Source organism: Mesorhizobium sp. M2A.F.Ca.ET.039.01.1.1, assembly GCF_003998035.1.
In the GTDB taxonomy this organism is placed as follows: Bacteria; Pseudomonadota; Alphaproteobacteria; order Rhizobiales; family Rhizobiaceae; genus Mesorhizobium.
In genome coordinates, this window is sequence record NZ_RZRY01001602.1 from 1 (window position 1) to 388 (window position 388).

The 388-nt window shown below is 61.1% G+C and carries 1 protein-coding gene; it reads right to left on the reverse strand.

Annotated elements, in window-relative coordinates; translation table 11 throughout:
* Positions 1–388: tellurite resistance TerB C-terminal domain-containing protein (locus tag EOA24_RS41125; protein ID WP_281059966.1), on the reverse strand; the 388-nt coding region annotated here is incomplete at both ends.

Here is a 388-nt window from a genome sequence, read left to right on the forward strand (position 1 = left end):
AAGCGCTATTGGCGGTTCTGCTTCGTCCACGAAGATATCGGCAAGGACGCTGGACGTGCTCCGAGTTTCGCGCCGGATGGCTTCGAGACGAGAGATGTCGACGCGCGTCGCAGGCGCTTTAGGAGGCGCCGGCAACACCGGAATGCCCGGCGGCTGGACCCCGGCGGGGATAACCAGGGGAAGATCGTCATTTCCGTCACCCCGCCTGGTCTGCGGCGCAACACTGCCATGCAGGCGAGAATAGAGGGAGGCTTCGTCGAGATCCATCAGTCTGAACAGTTTCTCGAGCTTCGACACTTCTCGTGCGTGAAGGGTTCCATCTGCCGCAGCGATTGCCACCAATTCATCGGCAAGATCTTCGCGGCGGTCCCCTGGCACGTCTCCTATA